Annotated in this window: 15 protein-coding genes and 2 tRNA genes; 4 read left to right on the forward strand and 13 right to left on the reverse strand. The window is 62.5% G+C overall.

Annotated features, from left to right (window positions below; translation table 11 throughout):
- Positions 1 to 101: 101 nt before the first annotated feature.
- The 4 genes from AC3WK8_RS06020 to AC3WK8_RS06035 all read right to left on the reverse strand — a co-directional run bounded on the left by AC3WK8_RS06020 (position 102) and on the right by AC3WK8_RS06035 (position 4,660).
- Positions 102 to 1,394: a virulence factor family protein gene (locus AC3WK8_RS06020; RefSeq protein WP_103324180.1), complete on the reverse strand. Its 1,293-nt coding sequence runs from the start codon at positions 1,392 to 1,394 to the stop codon at positions 102 to 104.
- Positions 1,394 to 4,036, reverse strand: a complete 2,643-nt coding sequence (mprF, locus tag AC3WK8_RS06025; RefSeq protein WP_103324181.1) for a bifunctional lysylphosphatidylglycerol flippase/synthetase MprF — start codon at positions 4,034 to 4,036, stop codon at positions 1,394 to 1,396. The genes AC3WK8_RS06020 and mprF overlap by 1 nt, the downstream gene beginning before the upstream one ends.
- 275 nt (positions 4,037 to 4,311) lie before the next feature.
- A tRNA-Met gene (locus AC3WK8_RS06030) sits at positions 4,312 to 4,388 on the reverse strand.
- A gap of 195 nt (positions 4,389 to 4,583) precedes the next feature.
- Positions 4,584 to 4,660: transfer RNA gene (locus AC3WK8_RS06035), tRNA-Met, on the reverse strand.
- 291 nt (positions 4,661 to 4,951) lie between these two features.
- Here AC3WK8_RS06035 and dinB point away from each other — a divergent pair.
- Complete coding sequence (gene dinB / locus AC3WK8_RS06040; protein WP_103324182.1) at positions 4,952 to 6,016, forward strand: DNA polymerase IV; 1,065 nt, start codon at positions 4,952 to 4,954, stop codon at positions 6,014 to 6,016.
- Between the two features lie 56 nt (positions 6,017 to 6,072).
- Here the strand turns inward: dinB and AC3WK8_RS06045 are convergent, their stop codons facing one another.
- The 4 genes from AC3WK8_RS06045 to AC3WK8_RS06060 all read right to left on the reverse strand — a co-directional run bounded on the left by AC3WK8_RS06045 (position 6,073) and on the right by AC3WK8_RS06060 (position 10,852).
- A complete protein-coding gene (locus tag AC3WK8_RS06045; RefSeq protein WP_022642668.1) occupies positions 6,073 to 7,026 on the reverse strand; it encodes a hypothetical protein in 954 nt (317 codons plus the stop codon).
- 17 nt (positions 7,027 to 7,043) lie between these two features.
- Positions 7,044 to 8,759 carry a proline--tRNA ligase gene (locus tag AC3WK8_RS06050; RefSeq protein ID WP_085599230.1) on the reverse strand — a complete coding sequence of 572 codons (1,716 nt, stop codon included), beginning with the start codon at positions 8,757 to 8,759 and terminating at the stop codon, positions 7,044 to 7,046.
- Between the two features lie 129 nt (positions 8,760 to 8,888).
- Positions 8,889 to 10,454 carry an AmpG family muropeptide MFS transporter gene (locus AC3WK8_RS06055; protein WP_103324183.1) on the reverse strand — a complete coding sequence of 522 codons (1,566 nt, stop codon included), beginning with the start codon at positions 10,452 to 10,454 and terminating at the stop codon, positions 8,889 to 8,891.
- Positions 10,455 to 10,498: 44 nt separating this feature from the next.
- Entirely contained in the window at positions 10,499 to 10,852 is a 354-nt protein-coding gene (locus tag AC3WK8_RS06060; RefSeq protein ID WP_085599228.1) for an MGMT family protein, read from the reverse strand.
- Positions 10,853 to 10,999: 147 nt separating this feature from the next.
- Between AC3WK8_RS06060 and AC3WK8_RS06065 the strand changes: the two genes are divergently transcribed.
- Entirely contained in the window at positions 11,000 to 12,007 is a 1,008-nt protein-coding gene (locus tag AC3WK8_RS06065) for a DUF481 domain-containing protein (protein ID WP_085599226.1), read from the forward strand.
- Between the two features lie 95 nt (positions 12,008 to 12,102).
- Here AC3WK8_RS06065 and AC3WK8_RS06070 read toward each other — a convergent pair whose 3' ends face one another.
- Positions 12,103 to 12,312: a cold-shock protein gene (locus AC3WK8_RS06070; protein ID WP_010445013.1), complete on the reverse strand. Its 210-nt coding sequence runs from the start codon at positions 12,310 to 12,312 to the stop codon at positions 12,103 to 12,105.
- Between the two features lie 351 nt (positions 12,313 to 12,663).
- Here AC3WK8_RS06070 and dcd point away from each other — a divergent pair, with 351 nt between their 5' ends.
- Together dcd and AC3WK8_RS06080 are read left to right on the forward strand one after the other, a co-directional pair.
- Positions 12,664 to 13,230, forward strand: coding sequence for a dCTP deaminase (dcd, locus tag AC3WK8_RS06075; RefSeq protein ID WP_003258001.1), 567 nt, complete (start codon positions 12,664 to 12,666; stop codon positions 13,228 to 13,230).
- A gap of 106 nt (positions 13,231 to 13,336) precedes the next feature.
- On the forward strand, positions 13,337 to 13,549 hold the full coding sequence (locus tag AC3WK8_RS06080) for a hypothetical protein (RefSeq protein ID WP_022642673.1): 213 nt from the start codon (positions 13,337 to 13,339) through the stop codon (positions 13,547 to 13,549).
- Between the two features lie 50 nt (positions 13,550 to 13,599).
- Here the strand turns inward: AC3WK8_RS06080 and AC3WK8_RS06085 are convergent, their stop codons facing one another.
- The 4 genes from AC3WK8_RS06085 to AC3WK8_RS06100 are packed head-to-tail and all read right to left on the reverse strand — an operon-like array spanning position 13,600 to position 16,956.
- Positions 13,600 to 14,364: an ABC transporter ATP-binding protein gene (locus tag AC3WK8_RS06085; RefSeq protein ID WP_103324184.1), complete on the reverse strand. Its 765-nt coding sequence runs from the start codon at positions 14,362 to 14,364 to the stop codon at positions 13,600 to 13,602.
- A 13-nt stretch (positions 14,365 to 14,377) separates the two neighbouring features.
- Positions 14,378 to 15,496 (reverse strand): succinylglutamate desuccinylase/aspartoacylase family protein, encoded by a 1,119-nt coding sequence (locus AC3WK8_RS06090; protein ID WP_103324185.1) that lies wholly within the window; start codon positions 15,494 to 15,496, stop codon positions 14,378 to 14,380.
- 24 nt (positions 15,497 to 15,520) lie between these two features.
- The gene (locus AC3WK8_RS06095; protein WP_022642676.1) at positions 15,521 to 16,231 is read right to left on the reverse strand and encodes an ABC transporter permease; all 711 of its coding nucleotides are present in this window, start codon (positions 16,229 to 16,231) and stop codon (positions 15,521 to 15,523) included.
- Positions 16,228 to 16,956 carry an ABC transporter permease gene (locus tag AC3WK8_RS06100; protein WP_103324186.1) on the reverse strand — a complete coding sequence of 243 codons (729 nt, stop codon included), beginning with the start codon at positions 16,954 to 16,956 and terminating at the stop codon, positions 16,228 to 16,230. The genes AC3WK8_RS06095 and AC3WK8_RS06100 overlap by 4 nt, the downstream gene beginning before the upstream one ends.
- Positions 16,957 to 17,012 lie beyond the last annotated feature (56 nt).

The following is a 17,012-nucleotide window of genomic DNA, read 5'->3' on the forward strand; positions in this document are numbered from 1 at the left end:
AGGGGCTTTGCCGGGATTGTGTTGCGCCAGGCAAAAAAAAGCCCTCGCTGGGAGGGCTTCTATTTCTCGGGTGTCAGCGTGGCCGATGACCCTGGTACCGTTCAGTTGCTGGCGTTTTCCTTGCCCTGGCGCTTCTCGATGATCTCCACCAGACGCTTGGCCAGGGCTGGGTAGTTCTCGTCGAAGTGATGGCCGCCTGGCAGTTTCATCGCTTCGCCAACCGCGGTCTTGTCGGTGCAGCCACTCTCGTTGACCTCTTCAACGCCGTAGATGCACACCACCTTGGGCGCTGGCAGCTTGGCCATTTCCGGCCCGGTGGCGGCTTCCTTGCCAGCGTTGCCCAGCCAGCCCTCGACTTCGATCTCGAAGCTGCCGGTGCGGGCGAAGGCCAGCAGGATAATGGCGTCGACCCGCTGCTGCTCGGCTTCCGGCAGGCGGTTGTAGATGGCCGGCAGGACGTCGGCGCCGAAGGAGTAGCCGGTCAGGACGAAACGCTTGGTGCCCCACTTCTGCCGGTAGTGCTGCATCAGTTCGGTGAGGTCGGTGGCGCTTTGCTCCGGGGTCTTGTGCTGCCAGTAGTAGCGAAGGGTGTCGATACCCACCACCGGATAACCGAGCTTGGCCATTTCCCCGGCCACGTCGCGGTCCAGGTCGCGCCAGCCGCCATCGCCCGAGAGGAACAGGGTCACGGTGTCCTTGGCCTGGCCGGCCGGGACTTCCACCACGGGAATGTTCAGGCCGCCGTTGTCCGAACCCACCAGCAGCTTGCGCAGTTCGTTGTTCAGCACCTGGGGCAGGTGGACGTCGTAGTCGCTGATGCTGGTGGTGGCATTGGGGGTGTCGCGTACGAAGCCGGCGCTTTCGTCATCCGGGTTGTCGTTCCAGGCCACCAGCCAATGGCCATGGCTCATGGTCTTGGGCAGCGGGTCGGTGCAACCTGGCGCCGGGTCGATGGTGAAACCCACCGATACGGCCTGGGCCTTGTCGTCGTTTTGCGCGGCGATCCAGCGCCAGGCCAGGGCGGCACCCGGGCCGATGCCGCTGACCAGGGTCGCGGGCCCGGCCAACTGTGGCAGGGCGTTTTGCAGGGCCTGTTCCTGCAGCTTGCAGTCGTCCTTGGGCAGGATCACCTGGACGATCTGCGCTGCGCCGCCGCGGCTCAGGGCCAGCAGTTGCTTGTCGCTCAGGGTCGAATCCGGCAGTACGGCGACCAGTACGCGGGCCTTGGCCTTGGTGCCGGGGGTTATACGGGTCAGGGTCGAGCCATCGGCCTGGGGCAATTGCTCCAGGGTCGGTTCGGGCGCGGGGCGATTCCACCACCAATAGCCACCACCTGCGATCAGTGCCAGAACCACCAGGGTGGCCAGCAGATACCGCCAAGTACGTCGAATCATCAGCGTTTCACCAATCCAGTCAGGCCGCCCGCGATCAGGGCGGCGGTGTCGGCCAGTGCTACCAGCGGGTCCAGCCCTGCCGGCACGGCCATGTAACGGGGTTCCCAGTCAGGCTGGAACTTGTCTTTGAAGCGGCGCAGGCCCTGGAAGTTGTAGAGCTGCTCGCCGCGGCGGAACACCATCGAGCCCAGGCGTTGGGTCAGCGGTGCTCCACGGCGCGGTTGCAGGCCGGAAAGGGGCACCATCCCCAGGCTGAAGCGGGCATATCCATGATTTTTATAATGCTGGATCAGGCCGACCATCATGAACTCCATGGTCAGCTTCGGAGCATCCGGGTGCGCGCGCATCAGGTCGAGGCTGGCCAGGTCGTGGCTGTAGGTCTCGAGCAGGTTGGCGAAGGCCACCGGGCGCCCTTCAAAACGAATGATCGCGATGCGGAAGTACTTGAGGTAGTCGTCGCTGAAGCGGCCCAGGGAGAAACCCTTCTCCCGGACGTTCTTGCCGGTCAGCCAGGCGTCGGAGATCACCTTCAATTCGTCCATCGGCGCTTGCCCGGGCTCGTGGATCTCCAGCGACAGGCCGTCGCGGGTACCACGGTTCCAGGTGTAGCGCAAGTCCTTCATCTCCTTGCCCTTGGCTTCCAGGTCGAAGCGCTTGAGATCGACCCGGGCCTCTTCGCCGAGCTTGATCGCGGTCAGGCCGATGTCCATGTAGTAGGGCAGGTTCTCCGCCCGTACCTGGTAGAACACCGGGCGCGCGTGGTGCACATCGCACAGGTCGCGGAACTGCCAGATCATCTCGGCACGTTGCTGGGTCGGGCCGATGGGGTCATACAGCGCCACCAGGCTGCGACCGCGACGGGCATACATCAGGAATGCATCGTCGTTGGGGTGGAACAGCAGCGCCTTGTCGCCGGTCAGCGCCAGGCCGCCGTCGGGCTGGGAGGAGGCCATGAGGATCTTCGCCGCCTTGTCCAGTTCTTCGCCGGTGGGCAGGTGGATCACCGGGCGCGCGGTGCGCAGCAGCCAGGTCAGGGATACCACCAGCAACAGGACCGCGGCGCCCAGCAGCGAGCGCAGGCCCCGTGGGGCATCGGCGTCGAGGGTGAACTGCCACCACAATTGGTGGCTGTAGGGCACATCCTGGTAGGCGAACAGCAGCAGCCAGATCGACGCCCCGAGCACGCAGACGCTGGCCACCAGGTACAGCGGCGAGAACGGCAATTCGGTGAGGCGGCTAGGACGATAGAACGAGCGACGGAAGACGGCCAGCAGACTGGCGGTCAAGGTCATCAGGCAGGCTTCTTCCCAGTCGAAACCCTTGAGCAGGGACAGCACGGCGCCCACCAGCAGCAGGATGGTGGTGAGCATCCAGGCCGCCGACAGGCGCCGGCGCAGGCCCTGGGCCAGCAGCAGGCAGAGCACGCCGATCAGGCTGGCGCCGAAGTGCGAAGCGTCCACCAGGCGATGGGGAATCAGGAAGCCGATGTGCTGCAGGCGGGTATCGATTTCCGGGGTGGCGCCGGAGAACAGCAGCACCACGCCGGAGAGGAACACCAGCACCGCGAGGACCGGAGCCGCCAGGCCCGATGCCGCGCGCAGCGTTTGGCGAGTCTGGAACAGGCGCTGGGCTTCGTTGATCAGCAGCAGCACGCAGGCCACCAGCATCGGCAGTACGACGTAGATCAGTCGATACAGCAGCAGTGCCGCCGCCAGTGGCGCGGCTCCCAGCTTGTCGGCGAAGGCCGCCAGCAGGATCGCCTCGAACACCCCGACGCCGCCTGGTACATGGCTGAGCACCCCGGCGGCCAGGGCCAGCAGGTAGACCAGCAGGAATGCGCCGAATGGCGGAGCCTCGGGCAGTAGCAGGTACAGCACGGTGGCGGCCGCGGCCACGTCCAGGGCGGTGATGATCAGTTGCAGGAAGGTCAGGCGGCGCCCGGGCAGGCGCAGGGTACGACGACCGATCCGCACCAGCAGGTTGTCGCGCAGGGGCTGTTCCGGCAGGCGGCGGCGATAAAGCCCCATGGCCAGCACCGCGCCGAGCAGCAGTACGGCAATGGCGATGCCGGCCAGCAGGCCCTCGGGCAGGCGCAGTGCCGTCGAGGCGGCGGGCAGGTTGCTCAGGGTCGCCAGGGCGGCCAGGGGCGGCAGGGCACAGCCCAGGGACAGGCTGGCGAACAGGGTCATGTGGGCGACGTCGGCAGCCCCCAGCCCGTGCCGTGCATAAAGCCGGTAGCGCACCGAGCCCCCGGAGAGCAGCGACAGGCCGATGGCGTTGCCGATGGCGAAAGCGGTGAACCCGCCCAGGGCCAGGGTGCGTCCGGAAAGATCGATCCCGGCATAACGGCTGGCAGACCACTCATAGCCCAGCAGGATGATGAAGCCGACGATGGTCGCGCCCAGTGCGCCGAGCAGAGCCGGTTTGGGTACTTCCAGGATCGAGTCGTGCAGGGCGTAGAAATCCAGCTCGCTGAGCAGATGGCGGCAGGCGACCAGGGCAATGGCGAACAGCAGCAAGGTCACCACCAGGCCGAGCGGCTGGCGGTATTTGCTCAGCAGTTCCAGCCAGCGCAAACGAGTGACTGTGATGGGTTGTGTAGCGGTATCGGTGTCTTGTGAATCAGACGTGTTGGCGCGCATCAATCACCTCGTGGATTGTGCGCGACAGGATGGGGGTATCCGGCCAAGTTACCAATCCCTGTGGAAAAATAATTTCAAATATTAACGCGTCTCGGCGTGGCCCGACGACCCGGCGTGGGTGGCGCAAGGACAGGCTTGAGACAGAGCATAGCTTGCATATTGAAGAGTCGAAGCATCGCCAAAGGTTCGCAATACTTTGCCAGGTCTTTGTTGCGAAAGGATTTTTTCTACAGGTACAAAAAAGGCCACTCTTTCGAGCAGCCTTTTTTGATATTTGGTTGCGGGAGCCGGATTTGAACCGACGACCTTCGGGTTATGAGCCCGACGAGCTACCAGACTGCTCCATCCCGCGTCTGTGGGGCGGCATTCTACAGGTGAACGACCGAGTGTCAACCGTTAATGTCCATCAGGGTCAAATAAGCGTCGATTTTTCTACTTCGATGCTTAACCCATGGCCACTCAAGGAGTTTTTCCAAAGTGCCCGGGGAGATTAAAAATCGACGCGCACAAAAAAGGCCACTTCAAAGAAGTGGCCTTTTTCTATATCTGGTTGCGGGAGCCGGATTTGAACCGACGACCTTCGGGTTATGAGCCCGACGAGCTACCAGGCTGCTCCATCCCGCGTCTGATGTGGCGGAATTCTACAGGGAGTTGAGAGGCTGTCAATCATTAATTTTAAAAAATTGCTTTCGTCTCAACCGGTTAGCCGCTTGCGACGAGCTTTGAAAACCGCTTGGAGGTAGATGGCACGGGGCTTTCAGCTCTATTGCCGAGGGACTATCCATTGAGCGGATAAATCCTCGGGTGGCTCTCGTGCACCCGCAGGATGATGCAAGGTACTGGTGCTATATACAGGTGTCGTTAGATACTGGGCGCCTGTCCATTCCGGCGGTCTTCCATGATCTCTGCCTTCCCATGATGCAGCGCAAAATCATCCATATCGATTGCGACTGTTTCTACGCTGCCATCGAAATGCGCGACGATCCGCAATTGGCCCGCAAGCCCCTGGCCGTTGGTGGCTCTGCCGAGCGGCGAGGGGTGATCGCTACTTGCAACTACGAGGCCCGTGCCTACGGGGTGCGTTCTGCCATGTCCTCCCGGCATGCGCTGGCGCTATGCCCGGACCTGGTCATCGTCAAGCCGCGCATGGATGCCTACCGCGAGGCCTCCAGGGAGATCCACACGATCTTTCGCGACTACACCGACCTGATCGAGCCGCTATCGCTGGACGAGGCCTACCTGGATGTCTCCGACAGCCCGAACTTCTCCGGCAGCGCCACGCGTATTGCCCAGGACATCCGCCGGCGCGTATCCAACCAATTGCACATCACGGTGTCGGCTGGCGTTGCGCCGAACAAGTTCCTGGCCAAGATCGCCAGTGACTGGAAGAAGCCCAATGGGCTATTCGTGATCACTCCGGACCAGGTCGAGGATTTCGTCTCCGAGCTGCCAGTGAGCAAGCTGCATGGAGTGGGCAAGGTCACCGCGGACAAGCTCAGCCGGCTGGGCATAACCAGCTGTATGCAGTTGCGCGACTGGAGCAAGTTGGCGCTGGTGCGTGAGTTCGGCAGTTTCGGCGAGCGCCTATGGAGCCTGGCGCGCGGGATCGATAAGCGGCCAGTGCAGAATGACAGCCGGCGGCAATCCATCAGCGTGGAGAACACCTACGATACCGATCTGCCGGACCTGGACAGCTGCCTGCAGAAGTTGCCGGAGCTGATGGAAACCCTGGCCGGACGCATGGCGCGCATCGACAGCAGCTACCGACCGGGCAAGCCGTTCGTCAAGGTGAAGTTCCATGACTTTACCCAGACCACCCTGGAACAGGCAGGGGCCGGTCGTGACCTGGAGAGTTATCGGCAGTTGCTGAGCCAGGCCTTCAAGCGTGGCGGCAAGCCGGTGCGGCTGCTGGGTATAGGCGTACGCCTGCACGACCTGCGTGGTGGTCACGAACAGTTGGAGTTGTTCAGGGAGTCATAGGAGAGGAGGGCGAGCCAGGCGCCAGGAGCATGAGCCCATGGTGCCGGTCGGGACAATCAGTTGCTGCCAGGATCCGCCACCAGGCGGCCGGCGTTCTTGGTCAGGGCCTTGAGAAACTCTTTCTGCAATTCCGGATCGTTGCGGGTGAGCTCGATCAGGCTCTGCTCCAGTTCGCTGGCTTCTTCTTCGAGGCCCAGTTGCGACAGGCGCTTGACCCGGTGCACCCACTCACTGACTTCGTCGTCCTCGAGGTCGTCGTAGATCAGCGCGTGGGCCTCCACCAGTTTGCTGCGCAGGCCGGGACTGATGCTCAGGGATGAATCGGAGTGCACCTCGTCCTGGGCATCCTCGACACTGATCTGCAGCTTGCCGATGTGCTTGAGGTCCTGCTCGGAAAACGGGTCGTTCAGGAGATTCAAGCTCAGCACGCCGTTGCGATCGGTACTCAGCTCGTAGGTCTGCTTGCCAGCCTTGACCTGCACCGGGCGTTCGCTCCAGGGCAGGCTCGAATATTCCACGCGCTTGTCGCGCTGAACCTCGTCGATTGCCGCCAGGTTCTGCTGGGCTCGACCATGGGATGGCATGTTCATGAACGGGTTGACCCCGGAGACGCCGTAGCTGAGCCAATCCTTGGTGACGCTATCCGGCAGGTTGCCCAGGGCGAACACATTGACCACGTTGGCGCCGACACCGGCCACCAGGGCCACCGCGCCCAGCGGAATCTCGTAGATCTCCCGCCAGGGTTGGTAGGGGGTATAGCGGTCGTAGCGGCGTGTAACCTCGAACTCGGTGACCTCGAAGGTTTTCTGCTCGTGGATACGTACTCGTCGTTGCGGCAGCTCAAGCACCTTGGGCTCGCCGACATCGATCTGCAGGCTGTGGTCGAGCAGCTTGCGCTCGACCCGCTCCTCGTGCTCGCTGCGTTGCGACATCTGGTTGGCGCAGCCACTGACCAAGAGGGCGCCGCACAAGGCGGCGCCACCGAGGCTTAGGGTGTTTCGCTTGAACATGACTTCTCTATCTGGTTTCAGCGACGGATACGGGCTTGGAGGAAGGACAGCACGTCGGCCACTGGCAGCGCTTGCGCCTCGGCTTCGGTACGGCTCTTGTATTCCAGGTTGCCATCGGCCAGGCCACGGTCACTGACCACGATGCGGTGCGGAATGCCGATCAGCTCCATGTCCGCGAACTTGATGCCCGGGCTGGTCTTCTTGTCGCGATCGTCCAGCAGGACCTCGAAACCGGCAGCGGTGAGCTGCTCGTAGAGCTTGTCGGTGGCTTCGCGAACCTGTTCGGTTTCATAGCGCAGCGGTACCAGGGCAATCTGGAACGGAGCCAGGGTGTCGCTCCAGATGATGCCTCTCTCGTCGTTGTTCTGCTCGATGGCGGCAGCCACCACGCGAGATACGCCGATACCGTAGCAGCCCATCTCCAGGGTGACCGGCTTGCCGTTCTCGCCCAGCACTTCGCACTTCATCGCCTGGCTGTACTTGCTGCCCAATTGGAAGATGTGCCCGACTTCGATGCCGCGCTTGATCTCCAGCACGCCCTTGCCGTCCGGGCTCGGGTCGCCGGCGACCACGTTGCGCAGGTCGGCCACGGCTGGAACCGGCAGGTCGCGCTCCCAGTTCACGCCGAAGTAATGCTTGTCGTCGATGTTGGCGCCGACGCCGAAGTCGCTCATCAGGGCCACGGAGCGGTCGATGATGACCGGCAGCGGCAGGTTCACCGGGCCCAGGGAGCCAGCGCCAGCGCCGATGGCTGCACGCAGTTCGGCTTCGGAGGCCATGACCAGTGGGTCGGCGACGCCTGGCTGCTTGGCAGCCTTGATTTCGTTGAGCTCGTGGTCGCCACGGATGATCAGGGCGATCAGCTTGCCCGGCTCTTCGGCGTGCACCACCAGGGTCTTGACGGTCTTTTCGATTGGCAGGCCGTAGCCTTCCACCAGCTGGGCGATGGTCTTGGCGTCAGGGGTATCCACCAGGCGCATGGTTTCGGTCGGCGCCGGGCGTGAGGTTTCGCGAGGCACGGCCTCGGCCTTCTCGATGTTCGCCGCGTAGTCGGAGCCGTTGCTGAAGATGATGTCGTCTTCGCCGGATTCGGCCAGTACGTGGAACTCATGGGAGCCGGCGCCGCCGATGGAGCCGTTATCCGCTTCCACTGGGCGGAACTTCAGGCCCAGGCGGGTGAAGATGTTGCAGTACGCCTGGTGCATGCGGTCATAGGTGACCTGCAGCGACGCCTGGTCGGCGTGGAAGGAATAGGCGTCCTTCATGATGAACTCGCGACCGCGCATCAGGCCGAAGCGTGGGCGGATCTCATCACGGAACTTGGTCTGGATCTGGTACAGGTTCAGCGGCAGCTGCTTGTAGCTGCTCAGCTCGTTGCGGACCAGGTCGGTGATCACTTCTTCGTGGGTCGGGCCTGCGCAGAAGTCGCGATTGTGGCGGTCCTTCAGGCGCAGCAGCTCGGGGCCGTACTGTTCCCAGCGACCGGATTCCTGCCACAGCTCGGCCGGTTGGATGCCCGGCATCAACACTTCAAGCGCGCCAGCGGCGTTCATTTCTTCGCGAACGATGGCCTCGACCTTGCGCATCACCCGCAGGCCCATCGGCAGCCAGGTGTACAGGCCGGAAGCCAGTTTGCGGATCATGCCGGCGCGCAGCATCAGCTGGTGGCTGATCACGACCGCGTCGGAAGGCGTTTCTTTTTGTGTGGCGAGCAGATATTGACTGGTACGCATGGTAGGCCGTTATCGGTTGCTTAAGACTGGAAGTGACGGAGCATTGTACGGGCGCGTGCCGCTGGCGTACAGGATTGCGCTCGGCAGGGACAGGGGCGGTCTGGAAAAGCCCGCAACCCCTGGGAAACGTTAGGATTCTTCGCCGACGGCGTTGTTGCTGGCCGAGGTTTGTTCCTCGGCTTTAGGGCCGGCGCGATGGCTTTCCTGGAACCAGTGCAGGGCGATCAGGATCAGGGTCGGGACTCCGAGGATCGCGGTGATGAGGAAGAAGTCGTGATAGCCGAATTTTTCCACCATGACCCCCGAATAGCCGCCGATCAGGCGCGGCAGCAACAGCATGATGGAACTGAGCAGCGCGTATTGGGTGGCCGAGAACTTCAGGTTGGTCAGGCTCGACAGGTAGGCGACGAACGCCGAGGTGGCCATTCCGGAGCTGAAGTTGTCCAGGGAAATGGTGACGATCAGCATCTTCAGGTTCGGCCCCATGTCGGACAGCATGAGGAACAGCAGGTTGGTGCCGGCGGATGCGGCGCCACCGATGAACAGGATCGGCAGGATGCCGAAACGCACGATCAGCAGGCCGCCCATGCCGGCGCCGATCAGCGTCATTATCAGGCCGAAGATCTTGCTGACTCCGGCGATCTGGTCCTTGGTGAAGCCCTGGTCGATGTAGAACACGTTGGCCATGACCCCCATGACCGTGTCCGACATGCGGTAGGTGGCAATTAGCCCCAACAGCAGGAAGGCCTGCCAGCGATAGCGCAGGATGAAGTCGTTGACCGGCGTCAGTACCGGCGCCAGGCCACGGCGGCCCATGGCCGACAGGCACAGCGTGGTGAGGGTGATATAGAGGATGGCACGCAGGAAGGCCCGATCCTCCAGTAGCAGGTCCAGCAAGCTGACGCCGTGGAAGATCACGCTGGCGAAGTCGGTGTTGTAGAGCTGGGTGAAGGTGGCTGGCACCGAGACCAGCAACACGATCAGCACGAATACCGAGATCAGTTGGTGGGCGAAGCTGTAGCGCCCCGCCGACAGCTGGGTGCGCAGGGGCACTGCGGGTTCGCGCATGAGCAAGGTGGTGATCAAGGCCGGGATCATCAGCACCCCGAACAGCACGTAGGTGCCGGTCCAGGCCGAATGCTTGTAGCTGAAGCCGGTGGAGCCGAAACCTTCGGCGAAAAACAGCGCGCCGGCGGTGGCCAGCAGTACCGCCACGCGGTAGCCGGACATATAGCTGGCAGCCAGGGCGGCCTGGCGGCTGTCGTCGGCGATCTCCAGGCGGTAGGCGTCGATGGCGATATCCTGGGTAGCCGAGGCGAAGGCCACAATCACGGCAATGGCGATCAGCCAGGACAGGTGTTTCTGTGGATCACAGAAACCCATGCCGATCAGGCCCAGGATCACCAGCGCCTGGGCCAGCACCAGCCAGGATCGTCGTCGACCCAGCTTGCCCAGCAGCGGCAGGCGCCATTGGTCGAGCAGGGGCGACCACACCCATTTGAAGGCATAGGCCAGGCCGATCAGGCTGGCATAACCGATGGTTTCGCGGGCCACTCCGGCCTCGCGCAACCACACCGAAAGCGTTGAGAACACCAGCATGTAAGGCATGCCGGCAGCGAAACCAAGCAGCAACAGCACGAGCGTCGAGGGGCTGGCATAGGCGGCAAGTGCGGCGCGCCAGGTTTTACGGGGCATGGGCTGGAGTCTGCCTCAAGGATTACGGAAACAAAGCGCGCACTCTAACCGCTGTGCTCTACCGGACGCCAGCCATGGCGCTGAATATCCACCCTGTTGTTCAGGACACTGACACCTTCGTCGCGCAGCCGTGCCCGTTGTTCATCCCCCGATGGGCTGCCTGCGGGCAGGCTGATGCGACCGCCGGCACCCAGCACTCGGTGCCAGGGCAGGCTGGTGTCGGCAGGCAGCTGGCTGAGGGTACGTCCGACCCAGCGCGCTGCTCGTCCCAGGCCGGCCATTTCCGCCAGTTGGCCGTAGCTGACCACCTTGCCTTCAGGAACCTGGGCCAGGGTCAGGTATAGCGCCGTGCGTCGGATTTGCGCGGGCGCCTGTGGCTCTTCGCTGTGTTCGGTCACATTCGCGGATCCAGATATAGGTGTTCGTGGTGACTGAAGGCCGATGAGGATTGAACTCATTCGTAATAGTCGGGTCATTCGTGATCAGGGCCTATTCCAACTGGAATAATGCCGTTTTTTTCGCAAGTCCGAGTTTTGTATTTAGCTATGTTGCCTAGAATTCTCGTGTGTTTCGCCATGCTTGGCGCTTCCTTGCCCGTGCTGGCCGATGTCGTGTGGTTGAAGAACGGTGACCGCGTTAGCGGCAAGATCAAGGTATTCGACGGTGGCAAGCTGCTGATCCAGACCGATTATGGCGGGGCTATCTCCATCGACTGGAAGCAGGTCAAGACCCTGGAAAGCGACCAGGAGCTGCTGGTCAAGGAGGATGCCTATTCGGGGGAGAGGGCCAAGTCGCTGCGAGCGTCGGAGGACGGCAAGGTCGTCCTGGCCAATGGCGAGGCGCCCAGGACGGTGGAACTGGCCAGTATCCAGCAGATCATGAAGCCTAAGCCGCTGGTGGAAGACATCGTGTGGAAGGGCAATGTCGATGTGGCCATGGACTACAAGCGGGCCGAGAAGGACACCGACCGCTATGACATAGACCTCAAGACCTCCGCGCGCCATGGCGCCTGGCGACACAACGCCGAGGCCGAATACAACCGCGAGTTCCAGAACAAGGCGGTGACCACCGATAACTGGCAGGCCGAATACGCCCTGGACCGCTTCATTACCCAGCAGTGGTTCTGGCAGGGCCGCTTGACCTACAAGCGTGACAAGGTCGAGGATCTCGAGCAGCAACGGGTGGTAGGTACTGGTCCGGGCTATCAGTTCTGGGACGACGAACTGGGAGCCTTCTCCCTGGGTTCGCTGCTCAACCGTACGGACTACCGGTATGCCGATGGCGGCAAGGACAATTTCTATTCACTGGCCATGAAGTGGGACTACAACCGTTACCTGATCGGCAAGCGGGTCGAGTTCTTCACTGCTGGCGAAGTGAGCAGGCCGCTGTCCGGGGTGGCTGATTACGCCCTGGATGCCGAGCTGGGCTTGCGCTACAAGGTCACCGATTGGGCTTCGCTGAACCTCAAGGCGGAAAAGGACATGATCCGTGGTACCGAAAACAGCGACCTGGACAAGACTCGCTATACCGTAGGTTTCGGCGTGACCTGGTAACCCCGGGCGCGCTCCAGCGGAAGTTGCGGGAAAAACCTTCGGGCACAAAAAAGCCCCGCTGTTGAGGGCGGGGCTTTTTACTGGATCAGTGCAAGTTAGATAACTTGTACTTCTTCAGCTTGCATGCCTTTCTGGCCGCGAGTAGCGACGAAAGAAACCTGCTGGCCTTCTTTCAGGGTTTTGAAGCCGTCAGCCTGGATGGCTTTGAAGTGTACGAACAGGTCGTCACCGGATTGTGGGGTGATGAAGCCGAAGCCTTTCTCATCGTTGAACCACTTAACGGTACCGGTTTGGCGATTAGACATGGTGTATCTCCTTGGACAAAGTTAACTGCGACTCGGGAAAAGCCCGGGCCGAGACTGAGTGCAAAGAGCAGGAAAAATTCTTGAAGATGGTTGGATCGAAATTCAACATCGTGTAGAGATTCTCAGTGACACAAGCAGCACAGTGGCGCCACCTTAAACCTTTTTCCCGAACGTGCCAATGGCCATTGCGAAGGTTTCTCGGTTTTCGTGATCGGTGACCGGCCATCTGTCTTGTAGCCCTTTAAAAACGCGGGATGGAGCGAGAAAAGCAGCCTGGACTTTGAACCCTGCCCCGCGCCCCGGTAAGATGCCGCACAGAATTTTTCACCTCGTTATTTCAGGACTTCCGCCATGAGCATCAAATCGGACAAGTGGATTCGCCGCATGGCGCAAGAGCACGGCATGATCGAACCGTTCGTCGAGCGCCAGGTGCGCGGCGAACAGGACAGCCGGGTCATCTCCTTCGGCGTCTCCAGCTACGGCTACGACGTGCGCTGCGCCGACGAATTCAAGGTGTTCACCAACATCAATTCGGCCACCGTCGACCCGAAGAACTTCGATGCCGGCAGCTTCGTCGACATCAAGAGCGACGTGTGCATCATTCCGCCAAACTCGTTCGCCCTGGCCCGTACCGTCGAGTACTTCCGCATTCCGCGTGACGTGCTGACCATTTGCCTGGGCAAGAGCACCTACGCCCGTTGCGGCATCATCGTCAACGTCACCCCACTGGAACCCGAGTGGGAGGGCCACGTGACCCTGGAGTTCTCCAACACCACCACCTTGCCGGCGAAGATCTACGCCAACGAAGGCGTGGCGCAGATGCTCTTCCTGCAGTCCGACGAAGAATGCGAAGTGTCCTACAAGGACCGTGGCGGCAAATACCAGGGCCAGCGCGGCGTCACCCTGCCGCGTACCTGATCCCGTTCGTCTGACGAACAGCGGGAATTCCTCGGCGGGCGGACACTCTATTGCAGTGTCCGCCGGCACGCGCAAAGCGTGCCGGATACAGTCCAGGAGTGCCCCCATGAAGATCGATCCCCGAATAAGCGCCACCTTGGCAAGGCTCGAACCCAATCAGGTTGGGGTATTGGCCTGGAGCCTGCTGGCGCATCCTCCTGTCGACATGGCCGGGGGCATCCCCGGCCAGCCAGATCCCGATACCCCTCAGCCCGCCGAGCCCAGCGAACCTGGCGAGCCGACCCTGCCGGACGAGCCGCCACCCGCGCCTGTGGCTTGAGCCGCAGGGCGCCTGGCACCCGCGCCCGCTGAAGCGGCGCGGGCGACGGGCTACTTCAGGTTGCCACTGAGGAACTGCTTCAGGCGCTCGCTCCTGGGGTTGCCCAGGACCTCTTCGGGCGCACCTTCTTCTTCCACCAGGCCCTTATGCAGGAACAGCACCTGGCTTGAGACCTTGCGCGCAAAGCTCATCTCGTGGGTCACCATGATCATGGTCCGGCCTTCCTCCGCCAGCCCCTGGATCACCTTGAGCACCTCGCCCACCAGTTCCGGGTCCAGGGCCGAGGTGGGCTCGTCGAACAGCATCACCTCCGGTTCCATGGCCAGCGCCCGGGCGATGGCCACCCGTTGCTGCTGGCCGCCGGAGAGGAAGGCCGGGTACTGGCTGGCGACCCGGGCCGGCAGGCCGACCTTGTCCAGGTAGCGTCGGGCCCGCTCCTCGGCGTCCCTGGTGCTGACCCCGAGTACCCGGCGCGGAGCCATGGTGATGTTCTCCAGTACGGTCATGTGGCTCCACAGGTTGAAATGCTGGAACACCATCGCCAGCCGGGTACGAATGCGCTGCAGCTGCGCGGGGTCGGCCACATGCATGCCGTGGCGGTCCTTGACCATGCGGATCTGCTGGCCATCCAGGCTCATGGCCCCGTCATCCGGGGTCTCGAGGAAGTTGATGCAACGCAGGAAGGTGCTCTTGCCCGAGCCGCTGGCGCCGATCAGGCTGATCACGTCGCCCGTTCTGGCCTTGAGGGAAACACCCTTGAGCACTTCATTGTCGCCATAGCATTTATGCAGGCCTTCAACGGTCAATTTGTACATGGGGCATGCATCCTCAAGGCGAAAGTAGATAGCCGCTGCGATAGGCTTCGCGACCGGCGACATGGGCTACCACCATGCCGGCGGTAGCCATGCGGCGCAGCGAGCGGGCATACATCAGCCCGGCGTTGCGGCAATGGATGGGGGTGACTCGGTCGGTGATCGGGTCGATGATCTCGGCCACTTGCTGTCCGGCCTCCAGGTAATGTCCCGGCAGGGTGGTGAACACCAGCAGCCCGCCCAACGGCGTCGCCACCGGCTCCACTGCGGCCAGTGGCGTGGCTGGAAACGCCAGTTCCGGCAGCGGCGGTGCCTCGCCAGCGATGGCGCCATAGTGGGTCAGGTAGTCCAGCAGGGCCTGGCAATCGCGGCTGGCCAGCGGGTGATTGACGTCGCCCTGGCCGCGCAGCTCGACGGTGACCGCCAAGGTGCCGGTGGGGATCGTGAAGCGCTCGCCAAAACGTTGCTGCAGTTGCCACCAGGGCAGGGTGAAGCACTCATCGAACGACAAACCGCCCGAGTCGGTGGCCAGCAGGCTCGCCTGGGAGCCGATGTACCGGGCGAGCGGTTCGATCCGTGGCCAGGCCTCGGGGGTGGTGTACAAATGCGCCACGGCCTCGAAGTCGCAATGCAGGTCCAGTACCAGGTCGGCATCGCAGGCCAGCCGTTGCAGGGTCAGGCGCAGGGACTGCAACTGGGTCTCGGGCCGCTGGCGCGCCAGGGAATCGGCCAGGTGTCGGCGGATCAAGTCGAGATTGTGCTGGGGATCCTCGTCGAGCAGGTCCTGGATGGCATCGCCCACCTGCAGGCCGAGGTCGGCGAAGCTGCGATTGAAGTTCTGCCCGCTCTCCAGTTCGTAGCGCCCCAGGGGGACGTCCATCAATACCTGCTCCAGGCCGATGGGGTTGGCCACCGGTACCAGGACGATTTCGTGGCGCAGGCGGCCGGCGGCCTCCAGTTGCCCCAGGCGTTGCTTGAGGTGCCAGGCCACCAGCATGCCGGGCATTTCATCGGCGTGCAGCGAAGCCTGGATGTAGATCTTGCGAGCGGCCTGGGCGGGGCCGAAGTGAAAGCTGTGGACCTGCCGCGCGGTGCCCGGCAACGGTGCGAGCAGGTCGTGGATCTCATGGCGCATTGGGTGTTTTTCCTGCTGCAAGTCCTAGTGGGTCGGGCCAAGGAAGGCCAGCCAGCGGCGTTCGGCCAGGCGGAACAGGCCCACCAGGGTGAAGGTCACGCACAGATAGATGAGCGCGGCGATGCCGAACGACTGGAACGTCAGGAAGGTTGCCGAGTTGGCATCACGGGCGATTTTCAGGATGTCGGGAACGGTCGCGGTGAAGGCCACGGTGGTCGAATGCAGCATCAGGATGACTTCGTTGCTGTAGTACGGCAGCGAACGGCGCAGGGCCGAGGGCATGATCACGTAGGCATAGAGCTTCCACCCGCTCAAACCGTAGGCCTTGGCGGCCTCGACCTCGCCATGGGCCATGCTGCGGATCGCCCCGGCGAAGATCTCCGTGGTGTAGGCGCAGGTGTTCAGGGCGAAGGCCAGGATGGTGCAGTTCATCGCATCGCGAAAGAACGCATCCAGCACCGGCTGGGCGCGGACGGCGGCGATGCTGTAGATCCCGGTGTAGCAGATCAGCAACTGGATATAGAGCGGCGTGCCGCGGAACAGGTAGGTGTAGAACTGCACCGGCCAGCGTACCAGGCGCCTGGGCGAGACCCGGGCGATGGACAGCGGGATCGATACCACGAAGCCGATGGCGATCGAGGCCGTGAGCAGCCACATGGTCATGGCCAGGCCGGTGATGTGGTAGCCGTCGCTGTAGAGGAACGGGCGCCAATATTCCTGCAGGAGTTCGATCATCGCACGGCCTCCCGGGCACCCGCGGCATAGCGCCGTTCAAGCCGACGCAGGACGAAATTGGAAGCGCTGGTGATCAGCAGGTAGATCAGCGCCGCCAGAACCAGGAAATAGAACAGCTGGTAGGTGCTCTTGCCGGCATCCTGGGCGGCCTTGACCAGATCGGCCAGGCCGATGATCGACACCAGGGCCGTGGCCTTGAGCATCACCATCCAGTTGTTGCCGATGCCCGGCAGGGCGAAGCGCATCATCTGCGGGAAGACCACGAAGCGAAAGCGCTGGCCGCGCTTGAGGCCATAGGCGGTGGCCGCTTCCACCTGGCCCCGGGGCACGGCGAGGATCGCGCCACGGAAGGTCTCGGTGAAATAGGCGCCATAGATGAAGCCCAGGGTGATCACCCCGGCGCTGAAGGGATTGATCTCGATGTATTCCCACTCCATGAAATCGGTGAAGGAGGTCAGCCAGGTTTGCAGGCTGTAGAAGATCAGCAGCATCAGCACCAGGTCCGGCACGCCGCGAATCAAGGTGGTGTAGAGCTGGGCAGGTATGCGTAGCAAGGCAAGGCTGGAGAGTTTGGCGCTGGCGCCGATCAGGCCCAGCAGCACGCTGACCAGCAGCGATAGCACCGACAATTTGACGGTCATCCAGGTACCTTCCAGCAGCAAGGGGCCGAAACCCTTCAAGCTGAACGCGGAAAGCCCCAGGTTCGTTAGGAGTTGTTCGAACATCGATCAGTGACCCGTGACGATAAAAAAGGCGCCCATCGAGGATGGGCGCCGGCAGG

This window comes from Pseudomonas sp. FW507-12TSA (assembly GCF_058781435.1).